This window comes from Roseicella frigidaeris (genome assembly GCF_003258945.1).
Classification (GTDB): Bacteria; Pseudomonadota; Alphaproteobacteria; order Acetobacterales; family Acetobacteraceae; genus Paracraurococcus; species Paracraurococcus frigidaeris.
This window is the reverse complement of sequence record NZ_QLIX01000005.1, coordinates 24,391-44,879: the sequence shown is the minus strand read 5'-3', so window position 1 is coordinate 44,879 and position 20,489 is coordinate 24,391. Positions and strand designations below refer to the sequence as shown.

The window sequence follows — 20,489 nt, the reverse complement described above, 5'->3', positions numbered from 1 at the left end:
CAGCCGCATTATGGATGCGCCGTGATGACCACCGACCTCCTGCTGCACAACAGCCTGACCCGCGCGAAGGAACGCTTCGCGCCGATCGACCCCGGTCATGTCCGGCTCTATGTCTGCGGGCCGACGGTCTATGACCTGGCGCATCTCGGCAATGCCCGGCCCGTCGTGGTCTTCGACCTGCTGGCGCGGCTGCTGCGGCGGCTTTTCCCGCGCGTGACCTATGTCCGCAACATCACCGATGTCGAGGACAAGATCACCGCCCGCAGCCTGGAGACGGGCGAGCCCATCGCCGCCATCACCGCCCGCACCACGGCGGATTTCCACCGCGACATGGCGGCCCTCGGCGCCCTGCCGCCGGACGAGGAGCCGCGGGCGACCGAATCGATCGCGCCGATGATCCAGCTCATCGAGCGGCTGGTCGCCAACGGCCATGCCTATGCCGCCGAGGGGCATGTGCTGTTCAGCGTTCCCTCCTTCCCCGATTACGGCCAGCTCTCCGGCCGCGACCGGGAGGAGATGCTGGCCGGGGCGCGGATCGAGGTGGCACCCTACAAGCGCGACCCCGGCGATTTCGTGCTGTGGAAGCCGAGCACGCCGGAGCAGCCGGGCTGGGACAGCCCCTGGGGCCGCGGCCGGCCGGGCTGGCATATCGAGTGCTCGGCCATGTCCTGGCGGGCGCTGGGCGAGGTCTTCGACATCCATGGCGGCGGCCACGACCTGATCTTCCCGCACCACGAGAACGAGCTGGCGCAGAGCCGCTGCGCCTTCGGCACGCCGCGCATGGCCACGATCTGGCTGCACAACGGCATGCTGCGGGTCGATGGTGAGAAGATGTCGAAGTCGCTCGGCAATTTCCTCACCGTGCGCGACATCCTGGCGCGCGGCGCCTGGGCCGGCGAGGCCTTCCGGCTGCTGCTGCTGCGCACGCATTACCGCGCCGATCTGGATTTCACCGTCGCCGGGCTGGAGGAGGCGAAGGCGGAGCTGGACGACCACTACGCCATGCTGGCGCGCGCCGTGGCGCCGGCCGATGGCCACGAGACGGTGCGGGCCGAGATGGCGGACTGGGCGCTGGCGCCGCTGCTGGACGACCTCAACACGCCCCTCGCGCTGGCCCGGCTGCGCGACCTGCGGACCATCGAGAATGTCGCCTCGGTCGGCGGCAGCGCGACCGCGGTGCTGGCCCGGATCGGCAAGCCCTGGCCGGTGGTGGCCGGCCTCGCCGCCGCCGCCTTCCGCGAGGCGGCGGCGGTGCTGGGGCTGTGCCCGAGTGATCCGCATGCATGGCGCCGGGGCGAGTTGCCGGGCGCAAATCTGCAGTCGAATGTCACTTTGCCGCCTGTTGGCCAGATCGCTACTGCGACGACGAGTGAGATTATGACAGGCGTTCAAATCGACGCGGCTGTTGAGGCACGCCTTGCTGCCCGCAAGGCGCGTAATTTTGCCGAGGCCGACCGCATCCGCGACGAATTGAAAGCGCAAGGCATCCTGCTGGAGGACGGGCCACAGGGCACGACCTGGCGGCGGGCGTGAGCGGCGCGCCTACGCCCGAGGATTGGCTCGACGCCATCAAGCGCATCGCCCTGACCGATGCCAAGCGCGCCTGGCTGCGGGCGCATCTGGAGGCGCCGGACTGCACCGCGACGGAGGCCGCGCTCGCCGCCGCCGCCGGCCAGGACATCGCCGCCTATCGCGCGCTGGCCGGCGAGCTGGCCGTGGCGCTGGAGCGGGACCCGCCCGCCGAGCCGCTGGCCCTGCTGGCCGAGCCGGCGGGGGAGGGGGGCTGGCGGCTGCGCCCGGCGCTGGCCTTCGCCCTCGGCGCTCACCGGCTGATGCCGGAGGCCTGGACGCGCGGCGGCAAGCCGGCGGCCGACCTCTCCCCACCCCCGGGCGAGAGCCCGATCGTCGTGCTGGTGCGGCCGCAGCTGGCCGAGAATATCGGCGCCGTGGCCCGCGCCATGGCCAATGGCGGGCTGTTCCATCTGCGGCTGGTGGCGCCGCGCGACGGCTGGCCGCAGGACCGCGCCTGGCGCACCGCCTCGGGCGCCGACCCGATCCTGGAGGCGGCGCAGCTCTTCCCCGACACGGCCAGCGCCGTCGCCGATTGCCAGCGGGTCTTCGCCACCTGCCCGCGGCCGCGCCACATCGTCGTGCCGCTGCGCACCGCCCGCGCCGCCGCCGAGGACCTGCGGGCGATCAACGCCCGCGGCCTGCGCGCCGCCGTGCTGTTCGGGCCGGAGCGGGCGGGCCTCGAGAATGACGATGTCGCCTGCGCCGACACGCTGGTGCGCTACCCGCTCAACCCGGCGCATATGTCGCTGAACCTGGGGCAGGCGGTGATGATCCTCGCCTATGAATGGTGGACGGCGGCCGAGCCGACGCCGCCGCGGCAGCTCCAGACGCATGAGACGCAGGTGGCGACCAAGGGGCAGCTCGAGGGCTTCCTCGGCCGGCTGGTGGCGGAGCTGGATGCCAGCGGCTTCCTCGACAACCAGCCCAAGCGCCCCGGCATGGTGCGCAACCTGCGCCACTGGTTCGAGCGCGGCGAGGTGACGGAGCAGGAGCTGCGCACCCTGCATGGGGTGGTGACGGAGCTCTCGCGCGGCCGGATGCGGCGCGGGCGGCCGGATCCGGGGGACGAGATCTAGAGCAGATCCCGATCAAGGGGACTCACCTGATCGGGTGAAGATGCTCTGAAAACAATAGTCTAAGGCGTGATCGCCCGAGGGAGAGGCTACCGGAAGGCGCGCATCACGCGATCGAACAACGGCCTAGCGCCGCGTCGCCGGCAGCCGCTTCGCCAGCCGTCGCGCCAGCAGGTAGCCGAGGATGCCCGCGACCGGCGCCGCCGGCAGGGCCAGCAGCCAGCCGATATGGGCGCCGTTCACCGCCAGGCCGAGCCCGACCCCGAGCATCAGCCCGCCCACCAGGGCGCCCGTCACCCCTGCCGTCAGGCCGAGGACCAGGATCTCTTCGCGCGTCACATCCATGCGGGCGGCTTAGGCGGTGGCGGCCGGGTTTGACAAGCGAGGCCCCCGCCGCCTATACGCCGCGCCTCTTCCTGGGAACGTGGACGTGCCTTCGGGGCGCGCGCCCGTCCTTGCCCATGCCGGGCCGGGGCCTACCGGGACAACATCGCGAAGAAGGGCTGCCCGCATCCGGGCGGCACAGCACGCCGCATGACCAAGCGCGTCGAAGCCAAGTACAAGATCAACCGCCGCCTCGGCGTCAACCTCTGGGGCCGCGCCAAGTCTCCGATCAACAAGCGCGAGACGATCCCGGGCCAGCACGGCGCCCGCCGCAAGCAGAAGCCGACCGACTTCGGCGTGCAGCTGATGGCGAAGCAGAAGCTGAAGGGCTACTACGGCAACATCGGCGAGAAGCAGTTCCGCAAGTATTACGAGGAGGCCGTGCGCCGCAAGGGCGACACCTCCGAGAACCTGATCGAGCTGCTGGAGCGCCGGCTGGACGCCGTCATCTACCGCATGAAGCTGGCGCTGACGCCCTTCGCGGCGCGGCAGTTCGTCAACCACGGCCATGTGCTGGTGAACGGCAAGCGGCTCAACATCCCCTCCTACCAGGTCAAGGACACCGACCTGATCGAGGTGAAGGAGCGCTCGAAGCAGCTCACCTCGGTGCTGGATGCGGCGCAGAACGGCGAGCGCGACGTGCCGGAGTATATCGAGGTGGATCACCGCGCCATGCGCGGCCGCTTCCTCCGCGCCCCGAAGCTTTCCGACGTGCCCTATCCGGTGCAGATGGAGCCGAATCTGGTCGTCGAGTTCTACTCGCGCTGATCGGCCGTCCCGGACCGAGATGCCGAGAAGGCCGGGCCCGCGAGGGTCCGGCCTTTTTCGTGGCCAGAGCGTGATCGCTTGGCCGGCCTATCCCGGATAGGCGACGAAGGGCCCGTGCAGCGCCCGCGGCAGCATCGGCAGCGCATGCGCCGCGGCCAGCAGCAGCGCCCGCCGCGGCGTCGGGGCCTGCGCCACCGAGGCCCGCAGCCGCTCCAGCCCGGCGGCGCGCTGGCCGTGGCGCATCAGCTCCTGGCCGATGGTCCAGGCCGCCTCCGCCTCGGCCCGCCGCTGCAGGGTGAGGAACCGCGCCCGGCCGAGCCGCGTCTCCAGCGCCGGGTTGCCCCAGATCGCCAGCATGGCGGGGGCGATCGAGGCCGGGTCGCGCGCCATGCGATGCCCGGCCTGGCCGGCGCGCCGGCGCAGATGCAGCACCGGCGCCGCCCCGCTCACCGCCGCCCAGGGGCCGAGCAGCGAAAGGCGGATCCAGTATTCCCAGTCGCCGCCGAGCCGCAGATGCGGCAGGAAGGGGCCGGCCTGCTGCACCGCCTCGCGCCGCAGCAGGAGCTGGCCGCCATCGGCGAAGGGATTGCCGACCAGCAGCCGCTCCAGCAGGTCGCCGGCGGGCAGGCCGGGCGGCTGGCGGCGCAGCGGCCGGTCGCCGGGCGCGGCTCCCTCGGCCATGACGGCGCAGCCGCCATGCGCGCCCACCGCCTCGGGCGCCGCGGCGAGCGCCTCGGCGAGGCGGGCGAGGGCGCCGGGCGCCAGCCAGTCCCGCGTGTCGAGAAGGAGCATGGCCTCGCCGCGCGCCTCGGCCATGGCCCGGCTGCGGGCGACGGCCATGCCGGTCCCCTCCAGCCGCAGCAGCCGCAGGCGCGGATCGCGGCGCCGGGCGAGGGTGGCGGCCAGGGCGGCGCTCGCCTCCGCGCTGTCGCCGGCATCGATGACGATCATCTCCCAGTCCCGCAGGTCCTGGGCCAGCACGCTGTCGAGCGCCGCATCGACCGGATGGGCATCGCGGACCAGGGCGATGAGGGAGAGGGCCGGGGCCGGGGTGGCGAACTCGCGCAGCATGCTGCCTGCCTGCCATGCCCGGCCGGCTTCGGGTGTCAAACACCCGAGACATCGCTTCAAAAGAACGAAGGGGTTCGGCGCCCGATAGGATCAGACATAGACCGCCTTCATCGCCCCGGGCGGGTAGCGCAGCCCGGCGGCGGCGCCGGCGGGCACCGCGGCGCTGATCCGCCCGACCTCCTCCGGCGTCAGCGAGACGTCGAGGGCACCGAGATTCTCCTCGATCCGGTCGAGCCGGCGGGTGCCGGGGATGGCGACCACGTCCTCGCCCTGGGCCAGCAGCCAGGCGAGGGCGAGCTGCGACGGGGTGCAGCCCTTCTCCGCCGCGATCGCCTCGATCTGGGCGACGAGCGCCCGGTTGGCGGTGAAATTCGCCTCCTGGAAGCGCGGATGCGCGGCGCGGCGGCCATCGACCTGGGCGAAGTCGCGGATCGCGCCGGTCAGGAAGCCGCGGCCGAGCGGGCTGTAGGCGACGAAGCCGATGCCGAGCGCGCGGGTCGTCTCCCGGGTCTCCTCCGCCTCCTGCCGGTAGAGCAGCGAATACTCGGTCTGCACGGCGGCGATGGGATGCACGGCATGGGCGCGGCGGATGGTCTCGGGCCGTGCCTCGGAGAGGCCGAGGAAGCGCACCTTGCCCTGCTCGACGAGGCGCTGCATGGCGCCGACCGTCTCCTCGATGGGCACGTTCGGGTCGACGCGGTGCTGGTAGTAGAGGTCGATCACCTCGACGCCGAGGCGCATCAGCGAGGCCTCGCAGGCCTGCTGGACATAGTCGGGCGAGCCGTTGACGCCGTTCGGCCCGCCGGGATTCTGGGTCTGGCCGAATTTCGTGGCGAGCACCACCTGGTCGCGCCGGCCCTTCAGCGCCGCCCGCAGCACCTCCTCGTTATGGCCCCAGCCATACATGTCGGAGGTGTCGAAATGGTCGATGCCGCGATCGATGGCGGCGCGGAGGAGATCGATGGAAGCGGCGTCGTCGGCCTCGCCATAGACGCCCGAGAGGGACATGCAGCCGAGGCCGATGGCCGAAACCGAGAGGCCGGTCCGGCCCAGGCTGCGATGCGGCAATGTGGCCATCTGCGGTTCCCCCGTCTTCGCTCGGTCCGGGGGAAGCCTAGAGCGTGATCGCCTGAGGTGGAAACACCGAAGGCGTGAATCACGCGACACAACAACACGCTAGAGCATTTCCCGTTCACTCCGGTTCACGGCAAATGCTCTAGTTTGTTGTTTTCAGAGCATCTTCACCCGATCAGGTGATCCCACCTGATCGGGATCTGCTCTAGACCATGCTCCGCGAACCGGGGCGAGCGGATCATGGTCTGGCGGGACAGCTGGTCCGCGCCAGGGCGCGCCTGGCGGCGGCCTCAGCCCTCGGCCGAGACCGGCACGCCCTTCTCCTTCAGCAGGCTCTGCAGCTCGCCCGCCTGGAACATCTCCATGACGATGTCGCAGCCGCCGACGAACTCGCCGTTGACATAGAGCTGCGGGATGGTCGGCCAGTTGGCATAGGCCTTGATGCCCTCGCGGATCTCCGCGTCCTCGAGGACATTCACGCCCTTGAAGGGCACGCCGAGGTGCGAAAGGATCTGCACCACGCGCGCCGAGAAGCCGCATTGCGGGAAGACCGGGGTGCCCTTCATGAAGAGCACCACGGGGTTGGCCTTGATGTCGGCCTCGATGCGCTCGAAGGTGGGGTTGGTCATCGCTCTCGTCCTTTCAGTCGCGGCGCCAGGCGGCGCGCCGGAGGGTCGTGATGCGTCGCCGGGGCTCAGCCCGGCGCCGAGGTCTGCAGTGCGAGGGCGTGCAGCTCGCCCCCCATCCGGCCGCGCAGGGCGGCATAGACGATCTGATGCTGCTGCACGCGGCTCTTGCCGCGGAAGACCTCGGACACGACGGTGGCGGCGTAGTGGTCGCCGTCCCCCGCCAGGTCCTCGATGGTGATCTGGGCATCGGGCAGGGCCGCCTTGATCAGCGCCTCGATCTCTGCCGGCTGCATCGCCATCCGCTCGTCTCTCCCCAGCTCGCTCGCGCAGGTCCCTCAGGCATCGCCTGCCATCAGGGCCGGCAGGGTACGCTCATGCGCCTCCGCCAGGCTCGCCACCGATATGGACGCGCCCTCCGGAAGAACCAAGGCCTCCCCGCCGCTGCGGCCGATCCGCTGGGCCGGCACGCCGGCCGCCCGGGCGGCGGCGAGCAGCCCGGCGCCGTCCTGCACCGCGAGAAGATACCGCCCCTGGTCCTCGCCATACCACCAGCCATGCGCCGGCAGGCTGGCGGGGCCGGGGAGCAGCGTCGCGCCGGTGCCGCCGGCGATCGCCATCTCGGCCAGCGCCACCAGCAGCCCGCCATCGGAGAGGTCGTGGCAGGCGGCGATCCGGCCTTCGCGGATCCAGCCCCGCACCGCGTCGCCGTTGCGCCGCTCCGCCGCCAGGTCGACCGGCGGCGGCGCGCCCTCCTCGCGGCCGGCGATCTCGCGCAGCCAGAGGCTCTGGCCCAGCCAGCCCCGCGTCTCGCCGATCAGGATGAGGTCCAGCCCCGGCGCCAGGGCGAGCCCCACCGCCTGCGCCACGTCCTCGAGCACCCCGACCCCGCCGATGGCCGGGGTCGGCAGGATGCCGCGCCCCTCGGTCTCGTTGTAGAGGGAGACGTTGCCGGAGACGACGGGGAAGTCGAGAGCGGTGCAGGCCGCCGCCATGCCGCGCACGGCGGCGGCGAACTGCCCCATGATCTCCGGCTTCTCGGGATTGCCGAAATTCATGTTGTCGGTGACGGCGAGCGGCAGCCCGCCGGTCGCGGTGATGTTGCGCCAGGCCTCGGCCACCGCCTGCTTGCCGCCCTCCTCCGGATCGGCGAGGCAGTAGCGCGGGGTGCAGTCGGTGGTGATGGCGAGGGCCCGGGCGCCGCCCTGTTCCAGGCTCTCCTCCACCCGGACGATGGCGGCATCGGCCGCGCCGGGGCGCTTCGCCGTCTGGCCGCCGACCATGCTGTCATACTGGTCCCAGATCCAGCGGCGGGAGCAGAGGTCGAGGCTGCTGAGCAGGGCGGGCAGGGCCGCCTCGATCCCCATCGGGTCGGCGACCGAGGCCGCCTCCAGCACCGGCTGCTTCGGCGTCTCGGCGGTCGGGCGGCGATAGAGCGGCGCCTCGCTCTCGAGCGGGGCGAGGGGGATGTCGGCTTCGAGCTGCCCCTTGTGCCTGAGCACGATGCGGCCGGTCTCGGTGAGATGGCCGATGACCGCGAAATCCAGCTCCCATTTGGTGAAGATCGCCTCGGCCACGGCCTCGCGGCCGGGCTTCAGGATCATCAGCATGCGCTCCTGGCTCTCGGAGAGCATCATCTCATAGGCGGTCATCCCCGCCTCGCGCTGGGGGACGTGGTCCAGCACCAGCTCGATGCCCATGCCGCCCTTGCCGGCCATCTCGACCGAGGAGGAGGTGAGGCCGGCCGCGCCCATGTCCTGGATGGCGACGATCGCGTCGGTCGCCATCAGCTCCAGGCAGGCCTCGATCAGCAGCTTCTCGGCGAAGGGGTCGCCGATCTGCACCGTCGGGCGCTTCTCCTCGCTGTCGGCGCTGAACTCGGTGCTGGCCATGGTGGCGCCGTGGATGCCGTCGCGGCCGGTCTTGGAGCCGACATAGACCACCGGGTTGCCGATGCCGGTGGCGGCGGCGGTGAAGATGCGGTCGGCGCGGGCGATGCCGACGGTCATGGCATTGACCAGCGGGTTGCCGTTGTAGCGGGGGTGGAAATTCACCTCGCCCCCCACGGTCGGCACGCCGACGCAATTGCCGTAGCCGCCGATGCCGCGCACCACGCCGTCGATCACCTGCTTCATCCGCGGCGCGTCCGGCAGGCCGAAGCGCAGCGCGTTGAGGTTGGCGATCGGCCGCGCGCCCATGGTGAAGACATCGCGCAGGATGCCGCCGACCCCGGTCGCCGCGCCCTGATAGGGCTCGATGAAGCTCGGGTGGTTGTGGCTCTCCATCTTGAAGACGGCGGCCAGCCCGTCCCCGATATCGATCACCCCGGCATTCTCGCCCGGCCCCTGGATCACCCAGGGCGCCTTGGTCGGCAGCTCGCGCAGCCAGACCCGGCTCGACTTGTAGGAGCAGTGCTCGGACCACATGACCGAGAAGATGCCGAGCTCGGTCAGCGAGGGGGTGCGGCCGAGGATGGCGAGGACGCGCTCGTACTCCTCTGGCTTCAGGCCGAATTCGCCGGCGAGCTGGCGGGCGCGATCGGCCTCGAGGAGGGCCGGGACGGGGCGCCCAGAGGTAGGGCCAGAGGTGGCACCAGAGGGGGAGCTGGGGGTGAGGGCAGGGGGATCGATGCTCACGCGGTCAGACTTCCGTTGGGGGCGGCGCCCCGTGATTGGCATCCGTGGCGCCGGCGGCGCTCCCGCCAGCCCCTGAGCGACGCGGCGGCGATGCGGCAGCCATGCGCCATGGCCCGGCGGCGGCACCTCAGGCGGCGGCGAGCGCCTCGGCCAGGCTCTCGAACAGCGGCAGGCCGTCCGTGCCGTCGATCTGCGGGTCCACCTGGTTCTCCGGATGCGGCATCAGCCCGAGCACCCGGAGGTTCGGCGAGAGGATGCCGGCGATGTTCCGCGCGCTGCCGTTGCGGTTGGCCTCGGGCGTGGCCTCGCCCGCCGGCGTCGCGTAGCGGAGCGCCACCAGCCCCTCGCCCTCCAGCCGGTCGAGGGTCGCGTCGTCGGCGAAGTAGTTGCCGTCGCCATGCGCCATGGTGGCGCGGAAGACCTGGCCCCGCTGGAAGCGCCCGGTATAGGGCGTGTCCGCCCGCTCCACCCGCAGGTGGCAGTCCATGGAGAGGAAGCGCAGCGTCGCGTTGCGCAGCAGGGCGCCGGGCAGCAGCCCCGCCTCGGTCAGCATCTGGAAGCCGTTGCAGACGCCGAGCACATGCCCGCCGCGGTCGGCGAAGGCCCTGATCGCCCGCATGATGGGGCTCTGCGCCGCCATGGCGCCGCAGCGGAGATAGTCGCCATAGGAGAAGCCGCCCGGCAGCACGACGAGGTCGGTCCCCGCCGGCAGCGCCGTGTCGCGGTGCCAGAGCATGGCCGGCCGGCGGCCGGTCGCCCGCTGCAGGGCGAGCGCCATGTCGCGCTCGCGGTTGGTGCCGGGAAAGAGGACGATCCCTGCCTGCATCACGCCATCACCCCTGCTGCAAGACCCGGAGCCAGTGGAGCCCGCCGAGGACCAGGATGGTCGTCAGCGTCGCCAGGCAGGCCGCCGTCACCCACCGGTTCAGCTTGCGCTTCTGCGCCGCCATCCAGTCGCCGCGGCGGACCGTGGCGGCGCGGATCGCCACCTGCCGTTCCTCCCGCCAGCGCAGGCCCATGCCGATCAGCACGGTCAGCACCACCAGGATGACGAGCGAGAGCTTGACCATGCGGTCAGGCGACCTCCACCCGGAAGCTTTCGATCACCGTGTTGGCGAGGAGCTTGCGCGCCATCGCCTCGGCGGCGGCCCTCGCCCGGGCGGGATCGGTCTCGGCCAGCTCCAGCTCGATCACCTTGCCGGCCCGCACCTCGCCCAGGCCCTCGAAGCCGAGGCCGGCGAGGGCATGCCCGATCGCCTTGCCCTGGGGGTCGAGCACGCCGGCCTTCGGCATCACCGTCACCAGAACCTTCATGTCACCTCACCGCCCAGCAGACGCCGCCTGTCGCGGCCATGGAGATAGCAGGCATAGCCGGCGACCACCGCCGGCAGCAGCGGCCAGGTGGAACCGGGGAAGCGGCCGAGCGCCGGGCAGAGGGCATAGAAGCCGATGACGGCGCAGAGCACCATCACCGCCTCGACGACCCGCGCCACCATCGCCGCGCCCTCCGCCCTATTGCATCATCTCGGGACCCTTGAGGTCCCGCACCCCGGCCTCGGGCAGGATGCCGAGGCGGCGCGCCACCTCCTGGTAGCCCTCCTCGACCTTGCCGAGATCGCGGCGGAAGCGATCCTTGTCCATCTTCTCGCCGGTCTTGGAATCCCAGAGCCGGCAATTGTCCGGGCTGATCTCGTCGGCGAGGACGATACGCATCTCGTCGTTCTCGTAGAGCCGGCCGAACTCCACCTTGAAGTCGACCAGCGTGATGCCGACGCCGAGCAGCAGGCCGGAGAGGAAGTCGTTGATCCTGAGCGTCAGGGCGACGATGTCGTCGAGGTCCTGGGTGCTGGCCCAGCCGAAGGCGGTGATGTGCTCCTCGCAGACCAGCGGATGGTTGAGCGCCGCGTTCTTGTAGTAATACTCGATGATGGAGCGCGGCAGGCGGGTGCCTTCCTGGATGCCGAGCCGGGTCGAGAGGCTGCCGGCGGCGACGTTGCGCACCACCACCTCGAGCGGGATGATCTCCACCTCGCGGATGAGCTGCTCGCGCATGTTGAGCCGGCGGATGAAATGCGTCGGCACGCCGATATCCATCAGCCGCATCATCAGGTACTCGCTGATGCGGTTGTTGAGCACGCCCTTGCCGGTGATGGTGCCCTTCTTCTGGGAATTGAACGCCGTGGCGTCGTCCTTGAAGTACTGTACGAGCGTGCCGGGCTCCGGTCCCTCGAAGAGGATCTTGGCCTTGCCCTCGTAGAGCTGACGGCGTCGCGCCATGGTCTCGGTAATCCTTCCAACAGCGGCGCGCAGCCCGCCCGGCGCCCCGGCGGGCCGGGCGCGCCGGCGACACTTTCCCCAGGCATCGTCACGCCGGCCAGGCCGCGCGGACATACGCCAGTCCATTGATCAGGCAAGCCGATGGCCGCCTCTGGACAAGCGTGCCCCGCGGCGACCGGCCCTTGCGGCCCCCCTATAGCAAGGGGGAGGCCGGGCCGCCACGGGCGGGGCAGAACCGCCTTTGGAAGGAGTGCTCAGCGGGAGGCTTGCTTGACGTCGAGCGCCTCCCGGCAAGCGCGACGCAACTGTGGGTTGCGGGATCGGCTACAGCGTTCCGCTTCCTGCTGCGCCATGGCCTGGTTTCCGACAGCGCGGTGCAGGGCGATCCGTTCCGGTGCAAGCTCTTCGTCGGCATCGAAGCGCCGCCCCGCCGTGTCCAGCACCGCCAGGGCCGCCCGCGGATCACCGAGCCTGGTCTCGGTCTGCGCCAGGACAAGGAAGGCAATGAGGGGCGCGCGATGATCGGCCGCGACGCGGCGTAGCTCATCCCGCGCCTGGCGGACCTGGCCCGCCTCGAGCTGGGCGAGGGCCAGTTGCAGCCGAGCCGCCAGCAGCCAGGGCGCCGCCGCCATGGCCAAGCGGGCCTGATCCATGGCCGAGTGCGGATCGCCGCGCGACAGGGCGTCCTGCGAGGCCTCGACCTGCTCCAGTGCCAGCCGCGCGTTGCGGATCACCGTCGAGCTGCGGATCCGGTCGAGATCCCCGGCAGAGTCGGGGCGCAGTGGATCGTCGCCATGGATGCGGTCACGGTAGTCGTCCAGCCAGCGGCGGCGTTCGGCCGGGTCGGGGTGACGCTCGCGCATCCAGCTCCGCAGCTCGTGCCCCATGGCATTGAGCATCGTGGAGGCGCCCTTCATCGCCGTCCGCCATGCGCCGTTGATGTCGCCACGGCCGAGCTGGGTCCCGAGCTGACCCTCGACGGCCTCGGCGACGGCTTTCAATCTCGCCTGCGCCGCCCCCTGGCTGCTCTCAAGGGCATTCAAGGAGGTGATGGCGTAGCGTGGGTCGAAGCCAGCGGCAGACATGATGTCCATGCCGAAGACATCGGCCTCGGCCTCCTGTCGGCGGGCCCAAGCCGGTTCCACCACCGTGTCCAGCCCCTCGCTCAGCACGGTGCCGCCGAGCGCGGCCAGGCTGGCGCGGTTCTTCGATTCGGCGCCGAAGCTGAGCTGGCCGCCGCTCCCCATGCGGGCGCTGGACAAGGCAGCGCCGAGGGCTCCCAACCCCGTTGTCACCTCGCGCAGATTCTCGAGGTCATCATGCTCGTCCTGGCGCAGGCCGGTGTGGCGGAGGAAGAGATGGCCCATCTCATGGCCGATGACGAAGGCCAGTTCATCCTCGGTGCCGGCTTGCAGCAGGGTGCCGAGGTTGAGGCGGATGCTGCCATCGGTGAGCGCCGTTGCGCCGTAGGACCAATTGGCGACGAGCTGCACGCGCGGCACCACGGGCGGCTTCCCATGCGGCCAGGCGCGGGCGAGCCGCGCCGTCAACCGTTCCAAATAGGCATCCGCGGCGCGGTCCGGCACGGTTGTCCGCTCCGCGCCGTAGCGGCGCCGTTCGTCACGCGGATTGCCGCGGATGCCGCTGCCGGCGTAGTCCACGGCCTCGCCGGTGCGGCGGGGAACGAAGCGGACGGCGACCTGCTGCATGATCGGCGGCTCGTCGATCAGGCGGCCCTTCAGGTGGCCGCTGACCCGGCTGGGATCGGCGGTGCTGCAGCCCAGGAGCAGCGCCGGCAGGGCGAGGACGATCCGGCTCAGCATCGCCGCCCCGTCCCCATGCCCTGCTCGCTGCGGCCGGCATCGCGCTGGTTCGTGGCTTTCGGTGTGCCGGTGATCGTTGCGGGCCGATTGGGCGCATCCGGGCAGATCGGCCCTGCCGCGAGCGTATCGGTGACGACATCCTCGCGCAGGACATAGAGCCTGCGGCCGTCACGGCCGTCGAAGCCGAGTAGGCCCTCCGGGGTCACCTCCCGCACCTTCGGCTTTACCGGCAGGTCCTGCGCGGCCATCCTCATCCCGGTGCCGTTTGGAGCGGGGCGGACGCGAACCGGGTCGCGCCGCCACTCCAAGATCGTCTGCTGCGCCTGTGCTTCCCCCGTCGCCAGGGCAAGCCATGTCGCTGCGAGCGCCAGGCCGGACAGCCGGGAAGCCGACCATGGATGGGCGTCACGCTTGATGCTTGGCGTCATGCAGCGTTTCCTCCTGGGACGGGCCGAGGCCGAGGGCGGGCGTGTGCGAGGTGGGGGGCGGTGCGGTGCCCTGGCGTCCGGAGCCGTGGGAAAGGTTTCCATGAAGATGGTTCATGAAATTGAGAAATTGCTCACTGACAAGAAGTACAAATAACGTAATCATCACATCGACGACGCTTATTTTAAAAACAAGAACACTTACAAAAAGCATCAAGGCTGCTATGGCGAGCGGGGGTACGTTCCGTATCCAATTCTGATTTAATAATGCCGTGAATAATATTACAAGAGATGAAATAAGGTCTGATAGCTCTATTTCTGATACTAATTTTGTTTTCCTGAATCCCCAGTAGTTGTCAGCACCGAAGCGCAGCAGGTTGTCGAGCGCCATGGCATGCAGCATCACGCCCGGGACTTCGGCGCCCGATGGCATGCGGACCACGTCCGGATCCCCCTCGCCACGCCCGGAGCCGATCAGGACGATGCGGCCGGCAAAGGGGCTGGGATGTCCGGAGCCGGGCTCGCCAATCTCCGCGGCATGCGCCTCGAGCTGGGAGGCCGTGACGGTATCGACCGGCAGGCATGGCTCGTAGGGCACGATCCAGCGGGAGGATGGGCTGGCGAGATGCTGCTCCGCGCGGGGAAGCAGGGCGCCAAGGATGGCTAGGAAAGGGGGATCCGTCCGGTCGCAGGTTCCCTGGATGCGGGCCTGTTCCAGCGGCGAGCCCCGGGTTTGCCAGGCGACGAGCATCTTGTCGGCCTCATCGGCTGCGGCGAGGTCGCGGGAAGCCCGCTGTCCGATGACGATCCGATAAAGGGCCGGCGCTGGCGTGAGCACTGCCTCCGGCGGATCGCCGCCCGGTTGGGTCGCCGTTGGCTCGCCCTTCTCGGCCGGCGGGAGCACGGCAAGCGGGTAGTGCGAGGCATAGTCCTCGAATTCCCAGCGGATCGGTGCCGTATCGCGTGCCGCGCAGGCGATATCCGGATGCGTCCGTCCGATGGGCCGGCTGTCCGGGCGTTGCTGTTTCGATCTTGGCTCGGCGCAGGGGCGGCGGGTGAGCCCGCTTGGCAGGGGCGGTGCCAGGAAATCGCCCAGCACGATCGGGATTTCTGTTGTCTCAAGAACCGCCTTGAGGGCCTCGAATTCCTGATCGCTGCGCGGCGTCTCGAAAACAAAATCGAGGAATACGGCGCGCGGCCCGTGTTCCAGCACCTGCTCGAGGAGCTTGGCCTGCGTGACCCAGGAGATGGGCCAGCGCCCCTGCTGCTCGCCGCCCTGGACATAGGCCTCGTCGATGAGCAGGACCGAGACGTCGAGCCCCGGATTTTTCGCGCTCGCAAGGCCGAGATGCGTCGACAGGCCATAGAGATGCCCGATGGTACGGCTGACGAATTCGCGGCCATGCTGGCGCAGGGCGCCGTCAATCCCGAAGGGGTCGAGAACGGCGAAGCACAGGTACAGAGCGGCGTAAACGAGCCAGCGGCGCTTGTGGGAAAGGCCGGTCGATGCGGGTGCTGCGCCCATGTCCCTCCCTTTCTGGGGAGATTAGGGCACGCGCCATATTATATTCGCAATTCTAACAAAGTTTTAGACGTCGCTCTTTCGCAATTGTGATGCGGCCAAGCCAAACCCGGCGAAGGACCCCCAGGCGTCGCAACAGGATTATTCGATTGCGATCGGTTGGCTCAGCGCGCCAGCGCCCCCGGCAGCACCCCGGCGACCAGCCCCCCGCCTTTGGCCAGCAGCACCAGGTCGCCGCCCAGGGCGCGGTAGCGATAGCCCGGGAAATAGGGAAGCTGCATCGCCAGCTCCGGCGGCAGCGCCTCGCCGGCGACCCCGGCCGGCAGGGCCTTGCCGCGCACCGGCCGCGCGGCCGGCGCCCCAGCTGGCGGCCCGGGGGGCGTCCAGTCCGGATGCGCCGCGAGCCAGGCGCGGACCGTCTCCCGGTCCACCGCATTGAGCTCCGGTCCCGCCGCAGCCGGCCTGGCGCGCGGCCTGGCCGGGCCGGCCGCGGGCTTCGGCCGCTCGGGGCGCCGGTCCCGGGCGGCATCCCTGGCCACCGCCGGGCCGGCCGCCAGCAGCGCGGCGACCGCCAACAGCGCGGCGCGCCGCCCCGTCACGCCGGCCTGCCGTCGAGCGCGACCGGCCGGAACGGCGCGATCCCCGCCGGCCCGGCGGCGAATTCCCAGCGCAGCCCGCCCGCCGCGTCGATCGCCAGCAGGCTGGCGCAGACCGTCCCGAAGCCGTCGGTCGGCGGCACGCGCAGCGCATCGGCGCGGCTCTTGGCCAGGCTGTCATCGGCCAGCAGCCGCGCCCAGGCGGCCCAGTCCCGGCGCCCGGGGTCGGGCACCGCCGCGGCGCGGAAGCGGGGAAGGTGGCGGGCCGTGCGGGGGCTGCCGAGATCGTTCGGGTCGTGCGCCGTCACCATGGAGAGCCCGGCCGGCAGGGGCTCGACCTCCGCCCGGCCGCGGCCCTCGCTGCGCAGGAAGATCCCGCCCCGGTGGTCGGCGAGCACCATGTTGAAGGGGCGCCAGTCGGCGGCCGGCAGCGCGGCGATCGCCGCGGCGGCCGCGGCGGCGCTGCCGGCGGCGAGGGCGAGCAGCGGCAGCTCGCCGCGGCTCCGCTTGCCGGGGGCGGGGCCGAGGCTGCCCGGGCGGTTGAGCACCGTCGCCACCACCCCGGCGCGGTTCACCGCCATCCAGCTACCGCCGCCGCTGCGGTCGCGGCCGCCGACCAGCCCGGGCCGGTCCGGCCACCAGGGGCCCGGCGGGTCCCAAGGGCGGCCGAGCATCTCGTCGCGGTTGGCGGCGACCAGCACGGGCCAGGGATGGCCCGGCCGGTGCAGCAGGATCACGGTGCACATGCGGCACCCATGGCGCGGCGGGCGGGGCGCCAGCCCGGCCCGCCGCCTGGAGCGTGATCGCCCGTGGCGGACCCGCCGAAGGCGTGGCGCACGCGACCCGACACCGCGCCGGACCCTGGCCCGCGAACCGGCGTGAGCGGAGCGTGGTCTAGCGGATGTAGAGGCCGAAGCCCGGCGGGGGCGGCGGCGGTGGCGGCGCGTAGTAGCGCGGCGGCGGCGGAAAATAGGCCGGCGGCGGGCCGTAATAGACCGGCGGCGGCGGCCGGTAATACACGGGCGGCGGCGGGGGCGGCCGCCAGTAGCGCGGCGGCGGCGGCCGGTAATAGCCAGGGCCAGGACCCGGGCCGTACCAGTAGGCCTGGGCACCGGCCGACGGCGCGAAGGCCGTGGCGGCAAGCCCGGCCATGGCGGCCAGGAGGGTCAAGGTCAGGCGGCGCATGGCACCATCTCTCCTCATCTTCCTCCGATATAGGCAGGCGGTTGGGCGGAATCGGGGCGCCGGGACGGCCAGGCCGGGGCAAAGGCATCACGCCGCCGCGAAAACCCGGGCAAAGACGGTGTCGACGTGCCGGAAGTCCCGCTGCGGGTCCATCGCCGCCGCCAGCGCCGGCGCGTCCAGCCGGCCGGAGACATCCGGGTTGGCCAGCAGGTTCTCGGCGAAGCTGCGGGCATCCGGCTTGCCGAGCCGGGTCCAGGTCGCCATCGCCGCCTGCTGCACGGCGGCATAGGCCGCCTCGCGGCTCAGCCCGGCCTGGGTCAGCGCCAGCAGCACCTTCTGGGAGTGCACGACGCCGCCGAGCCCCTCCAGGTTCTCCTGCATCCGCTCGGGATAGACGGTGAGCTTCTCCATCATGCCGGTGGCGCGGGCGAGGGCGAAATCGAGGCCGATGGTGGCATCCGGCGCGATCACCCGCTCGACCGAGGAATGGCTGATGTCCCGCTCATGCCAGAGGGCGACGTTCTCCAGCGCCGGGACCACATGGCTGCGCACCAGCCGGGCGAGGCCGGTGAGGTTCTCGCTCAGCACCGGGTTGCGCTTGTGCGGCATGGCCGAGGAGCCCTTCTGGCCGGCATGGAAGAACTCCTCCGCCTCGCGCACCTCGCTCCGCTGCAGGTGCCGCACCTCGGTCGCCAGCCGCTCAAGCGAGGAGGCGGTCACCGCCAGGGCGGCGAAATAGGCGGCGTGCCGGTCGCGCGGGATGACCTGGGTGGAGACCGGCTCCACGGCGAGGCCGAGCCGTTCCGCCACGAAGGCCTCCACCCGCGGATCGACGCTGGCGAAGGTGCCGACCGGGCCGCTGATGGCGCAGGTGGCGATCTCCGCCCGCGCCGCGACGAGGCGGGCGCGGTTGCGGGCGAACTCGGCGTAATGCCCGGCGAGCTTCAGGCCGAAGGTGGTCGGCTCGGCATGGATGCCATGGCTGCGGCCGATGGTCGGCGTGTACTTGTGCTCCTCGGCGCGCGCCCTTAGGGCCGCGAGGAGCGCGTCGAGATCGGCGATCAGCAGGTCGGCGGCGCGCACCATCTGCACCGAGAGGCAGGTGTCGAGCACGTCCGAGCTGGTCATGCCCTGGTGCATGAAGCGCGCCTCGGGGCCGATCCCCTCGCCCATCCAGGTGAGGAAGGCGATGACGTCGTGCCGGGTCACCCGCTCGATGGCGTCGATCGCCTCCACCTCCGCCGGGCCGATGGAGGCGGCGCGCGGCGTGCCCTTCTCGCGGATCGCCCGGGCGGCCTCGGCCGGGATGGTGCCGAGCATGGCCATGGCCTCGGCGGCGAGCGCCTCGATCTCGAACCAGATCCGGAAGCGCTCCTCGGGGGACCAGATCGCGGCCATCTGCGGGCGGGTGTAGCGGGGGACCATCCGGGCCTCGGCGTTCGGGCGGCCGCGCCGGGGCGCGGCGGCGATGCGATGCCGCCGGGTTTGAACCGCCCGGCGGCCGCTTGGCAAGGGCGCGGGCGGCGCTGCGGCGCCGGTCAGGCCCACCGGTCAGGCCCAGCGGGGCCCCCAGTGGGGGCAGCAGGGAATGTCGCGGGGCGGCGTCACAGCACTCCGGCGTCGCGGAAGCTGAACCAGCCGCCATGGCCGATGATGATGTGGTCGTGCAGGGCGATCGAGAAGATGGCGGCGGCCTGCTTGACCTCGCGCGTCATGGCGATGTCGGGGGTCGAGGGCTTGGTGTCGCCCGAGGGGTGGTTGTGCACCATGATCAGCGCCGTCGCGTGCAACTCGAGCGCCCGCTTGACCACCTCGCGCGGATAGACCGGGGTGTGGTTGACGGTGCCGCGGGCCTGCGCCTCGTCGGCGATCAGCCGGTTGCGGGTGTCGAGGTAGAGCACCCGGAACTGCTCCACCTTCTCCCGCGCGATCGCGGCCGTCAGGTAGTCCATCAGCCGGTCCCAGTTGTTCAGCACCGGCTGTTCCAGCACCTCGGCCCGCATCATGCGCAGCGCCGAGGCCTGGACGAGCTTGAGGGCGGCGACGCTGTGCGGCCCGAGGCCGCGGGTCTCGAGCAGCGTCCTGGTCGGCGTGGCGAGCACGTTGCCGAAGCTGCCGAAGCGGTTGATCAGCGCCTTGGCGAGCGGCTTGGTGTCGCCCTTCGGCATGGCGAGGAAGAGCAGCATCTCCAGCAGCTCGTAATCCGCCAGCGCCTCGGGGCCGCGCTCGAGCAGCTTGTCGCGCATGCGGGCGCGATGGCCATGCGGGCCGGTGCTCGGGAAGGGCAGGGCGGTGGAGAGGGGCGGTGCCGCCTCGGCCGCCGCCTGGATGCCCGCCTGGCCCATACCCGACTGGCTCATGCCGGCTTGGCCCATATCGGCCGGGGGCGGTCGGAAATCGGCGGGCCGGCTGGTCTCGGCGAGCCCCTGGCCGGGCCGGGGCGCGGGCGGGCTGGGAAAGCGCCGGCCTCCGCCGTCCGGTCGCGCGGCCTCGACCCTGCCGCCCCGTCCGTCCAACAGCTTCCGAAGCCACACCGCCTGGCCCTCCCTGCGCCGGCGGACTCTGCCATAAATCGAAAAACTGTGAAGAAAATTTCTACTGTTAGTTAATCTTCCCTTCAGCCTCCTGCGCCTGTCGCGGCCATGCCGCAGGGTCTTTCTTGCCCGAGGGCCGGCGCGCCGGCTTGCCGGCCGCCGGGAAATCGGCCAAATCGCGCAACATTTTTCGACCTGCCGGAGACGTCGCCGCATGGACATGACCTCGCTGATGGCGAGCTGGAACTGGTTCACGCTCACCGAGATCCTCGGCGTGAACATCATCCTGTCGGGCGACAACGCGGTCCTCATCGCCCTCGCCGCCGCCGGCCTGCCGGCCGAGCAACGGCCGCGCGCCATCATGTTCGGCATGGTGCTGGCGGTGGTGCTACGCATCGTCCTCAGCATCGCCGCGGTGCAGCTCCTCGCCATCCCCGGCCTGCTGCTGGTCGGCGGGCTGCTGCTGCTCTGGATCGCCTTCACCTTCTTCAAGGAGCTGCGCGCCGAGGACAAGGAGGAGGAAGGCGGCGACCACAGCCATCACGAGACCAAGACCATGGCGACGGCGCTGCGCCAGATCGTCATCGCCGATGTCTCGATGAGCCTCGACAACGTCCTCGCCGTCGCCGGCGCGGCGCATGGCAACATGCCGATGCTGGTGCTCGGCCTCGTCATCTCCATCCTGCTGATGGGCGTCGCGGCGACGCTGATCTCGAAGCTGCTCGAGCGCTACCGCTGGATCGCCTATGTGGGCGTCGCGCTGATCGTCTGGATCGGCGTGAAGATGATCTGGGAGGACGTGCACCGGCTCGGCCTGCTCGGCGGCGCGGCGCATGCCGCCCTGCAGCAGCGCCCGGCGCTGGTCGCCCCGCCGCCGGCGGCCCCCGGCCTGGCGGGCTGAGACGGCGCCGGCGGAGGCGCCG

At 71.2% G+C, this 20,489-nt stretch carries 23 protein-coding genes; 4 read left to right on the top strand and 19 right to left on the bottom strand.

Annotated features, from left to right (window positions below; translation table 11 throughout):
• The first annotated feature begins 24 nt into the window (after positions 1-24).
• Both cysS and DOO78_RS09085 read left to right on the top strand, forming a co-directional pair.
• Positions 25-1,533, top strand: a complete 1,509-nt coding sequence (gene cysS / locus DOO78_RS09090) for a cysteine--tRNA ligase (protein WP_111469443.1) — start codon at positions 25-27, stop codon at positions 1,531-1,533.
• A 299-nt stretch (positions 1,534-1,832) separates the two neighbouring features.
• The gene (locus tag DOO78_RS09085; RefSeq protein ID WP_111469642.1) at positions 1,833-2,648 is read left to right on the top strand and encodes an RNA methyltransferase; all 816 of its coding nucleotides are present in this window, start codon (positions 1,833-1,835) and stop codon (positions 2,646-2,648) included.
• A gap of 123 nt (positions 2,649-2,771) precedes the next feature.
• Here the strand turns inward: DOO78_RS09085 and DOO78_RS09080 are convergent, their stop codons facing one another.
• Positions 2,772-2,990, bottom strand: coding sequence for a hypothetical protein (locus DOO78_RS09080; RefSeq protein WP_111469442.1), 219 nt, complete (start codon positions 2,988-2,990; stop codon positions 2,772-2,774).
• Positions 2,991-3,179: 189 nt separating this feature from the next.
• On the opposite strand from DOO78_RS09080, the gene rpsD reads away from it, so the two are divergent.
• On the top strand, positions 3,180-3,797 hold the full coding sequence (gene rpsD, locus DOO78_RS09075) for a 30S ribosomal protein S4 (protein WP_111469441.1): 618 nt from the start codon (positions 3,180-3,182) through the stop codon (positions 3,795-3,797).
• A gap of 87 nt (positions 3,798-3,884) precedes the next feature.
• Here the strand turns inward: rpsD and DOO78_RS09070 are convergent, their stop codons facing one another.
• The 18 genes from DOO78_RS09070 to radC form a co-directional block, all read right to left on the bottom strand.
• Positions 3,885-4,868, bottom strand: coding sequence for a glycosyltransferase family 2 protein (locus tag DOO78_RS09070; protein ID WP_111469440.1), 984 nt, complete (start codon positions 4,866-4,868; stop codon positions 3,885-3,887).
• 90 nt (positions 4,869-4,958) lie between these two features.
• The gene (locus DOO78_RS09065) at positions 4,959-5,945 is read right to left on the bottom strand and encodes an aldo/keto reductase (RefSeq protein ID WP_243634474.1); all 987 of its coding nucleotides are present in this window, start codon (positions 5,943-5,945) and stop codon (positions 4,959-4,961) included.
• Between the two features lie 287 nt (positions 5,946-6,232).
• Positions 6,233-6,571 carry a Grx4 family monothiol glutaredoxin gene (gene grxD, locus DOO78_RS09060; RefSeq protein ID WP_111469439.1) on the bottom strand — a complete coding sequence of 113 codons (339 nt, stop codon included), beginning with the start codon at positions 6,569-6,571 and terminating at the stop codon, positions 6,233-6,235.
• A 65-nt stretch (positions 6,572-6,636) separates the two neighbouring features.
• On the bottom strand, positions 6,637-6,870 hold the full coding sequence (locus DOO78_RS09055) for a BolA family protein (RefSeq protein WP_111469438.1): 234 nt from the start codon (positions 6,868-6,870) through the stop codon (positions 6,637-6,639).
• 36 nt (positions 6,871-6,906) lie between these two features.
• Positions 6,907-9,204, bottom strand: coding sequence for a phosphoribosylformylglycinamidine synthase subunit PurL (gene purL, locus DOO78_RS09050; RefSeq protein ID WP_279387779.1), 2,298 nt, complete (start codon positions 9,202-9,204; stop codon positions 6,907-6,909).
• Between the two features lie 127 nt (positions 9,205-9,331).
• Positions 9,332-10,030 (bottom strand): phosphoribosylformylglycinamidine synthase subunit PurQ, encoded by a 699-nt coding sequence (gene purQ / locus DOO78_RS09045; protein ID WP_111469436.1) that lies wholly within the window; start codon positions 10,028-10,030, stop codon positions 9,332-9,334.
• A gap of 7 nt (positions 10,031-10,037) precedes the next feature.
• Positions 10,038-10,274, bottom strand: coding sequence for a hypothetical protein (locus tag DOO78_RS09040; RefSeq protein WP_111469435.1), 237 nt, complete (start codon positions 10,272-10,274; stop codon positions 10,038-10,040).
• A 4-nt stretch (positions 10,275-10,278) separates the two neighbouring features.
• Positions 10,279-10,518 carry a phosphoribosylformylglycinamidine synthase subunit PurS gene (purS, locus tag DOO78_RS09035; protein WP_111469434.1) on the bottom strand — a complete coding sequence of 80 codons (240 nt, stop codon included), beginning with the start codon at positions 10,516-10,518 and terminating at the stop codon, positions 10,279-10,281.
• Complete coding sequence (locus DOO78_RS09030) at positions 10,515-10,700, bottom strand: hypothetical protein (RefSeq protein WP_111469433.1); 186 nt, start codon at positions 10,698-10,700, stop codon at positions 10,515-10,517. The genes purS and DOO78_RS09030 overlap by 4 nt, the downstream gene beginning before the upstream one ends.
• A gap of 16 nt (positions 10,701-10,716) precedes the next feature.
• Entirely contained in the window at positions 10,717-11,481 is a 765-nt protein-coding gene (gene purC, locus DOO78_RS09025) for a phosphoribosylaminoimidazolesuccinocarboxamide synthase (RefSeq protein ID WP_111469432.1), read from the bottom strand.
• Between the two features lie 254 nt (positions 11,482-11,735).
• Positions 11,736-13,304, bottom strand: a complete 1,569-nt coding sequence (locus DOO78_RS09020; protein ID WP_111469431.1) for a M48 family metalloprotease — start codon at positions 13,302-13,304, stop codon at positions 11,736-11,738.
• Positions 13,298-13,732, bottom strand: coding sequence for a hypothetical protein (locus tag DOO78_RS27070; protein ID WP_128080028.1), 435 nt, complete (start codon positions 13,730-13,732; stop codon positions 13,298-13,300). Before DOO78_RS27070 ends, DOO78_RS09020 begins: the two co-directional genes overlap by 7 nt.
• On the bottom strand, positions 13,710-15,254 hold the full coding sequence (locus DOO78_RS09010; RefSeq protein ID WP_111469429.1) for a CHASE2 domain-containing protein: 1,545 nt from the start codon (positions 15,252-15,254) through the stop codon (positions 13,710-13,712). The genes DOO78_RS27070 and DOO78_RS09010 overlap by 23 nt, the downstream gene beginning before the upstream one ends.
• A 161-nt stretch (positions 15,255-15,415) precedes the next feature.
• Positions 15,416-15,850 (bottom strand): hypothetical protein, encoded by a 435-nt coding sequence (locus DOO78_RS09005; RefSeq protein ID WP_111469428.1) that lies wholly within the window; start codon positions 15,848-15,850, stop codon positions 15,416-15,418.
• A complete protein-coding gene (locus DOO78_RS09000; RefSeq protein WP_111469427.1) occupies positions 15,847-16,593 on the bottom strand; it encodes an NRDE family protein in 747 nt (248 codons plus the stop codon). The genes DOO78_RS09005 and DOO78_RS09000 overlap by 4 nt, the downstream gene beginning before the upstream one ends.
• A gap of 148 nt (positions 16,594-16,741) precedes the next feature.
• Positions 16,742-17,032 carry a hypothetical protein gene (locus DOO78_RS08995; RefSeq protein ID WP_207802843.1) on the bottom strand — a complete coding sequence of 97 codons (291 nt, stop codon included), beginning with the start codon at positions 17,030-17,032 and terminating at the stop codon, positions 16,742-16,744.
• Positions 17,033-17,119: 87 nt separating this feature from the next.
• Positions 17,120-18,457 (bottom strand): adenylosuccinate lyase, encoded by a 1,338-nt coding sequence (gene purB, locus DOO78_RS08990; protein ID WP_111469425.1) that lies wholly within the window; start codon positions 18,455-18,457, stop codon positions 17,120-17,122.
• Positions 18,458-18,636: 179 nt separating this feature from the next.
• Positions 18,637-19,392, bottom strand: coding sequence for a RadC family protein (gene radC, locus DOO78_RS08985; RefSeq protein ID WP_111469424.1), 756 nt, complete (start codon positions 19,390-19,392; stop codon positions 18,637-18,639).
• Positions 19,393-19,780: 388 nt separating this feature from the next.
• Between radC and DOO78_RS08980 the strand changes: the two genes are divergently transcribed.
• The gene (locus tag DOO78_RS08980; RefSeq protein WP_243634473.1) at positions 19,781-20,467 is read left to right on the top strand and encodes a TerC family protein; all 687 of its coding nucleotides are present in this window, start codon (positions 19,781-19,783) and stop codon (positions 20,465-20,467) included.
• Positions 20,468-20,489: the final 22 nt, after the last annotated feature.